Annotated in this window: 1 protein-coding gene; it reads right to left on the bottom strand. The window is 63.3% G+C overall.

The window, feature by feature from the left end; genetic code table 11:
• Window positions 1-251 (bottom strand): hypothetical protein (locus tag AAEY83_RS17235; RefSeq protein WP_351061113.1); only part of this gene is annotated, 251 nt, incomplete at both ends.

The following is a 251-nucleotide window of genomic DNA, read 5'->3' on the forward strand; positions in this document are numbered from 1 at the left end:
GCACCAAGCCCACCGGACGCTGGCCGCCCTGGCTCTGGCGCCAGCGCTGGGCGGTGCCGACCATCTTGCGACCGTCGAGATTGACGTTGAAACGTCCATCACAGAATGCGCCGTCGATTTCCCCGACCGACGAGGTGCCACCCAATTCATCCAGCAACTGACAGATCGGATCGCACAGGCGGCGGTAGCCGGTTTCGATGCGGTTCAGATCGCCTTCGCTGCGAGGCGGGGCATACACCAAGGCAATGTTG

Source organism: Psychrobacter sp. TB20-MNA-CIBAN-0197, assembly GCF_040309765.1.
Classification (GTDB): domain Bacteria; phylum Pseudomonadota; class Gammaproteobacteria; order Pseudomonadales; family Moraxellaceae; genus Psychrobacter; species Psychrobacter submarinus.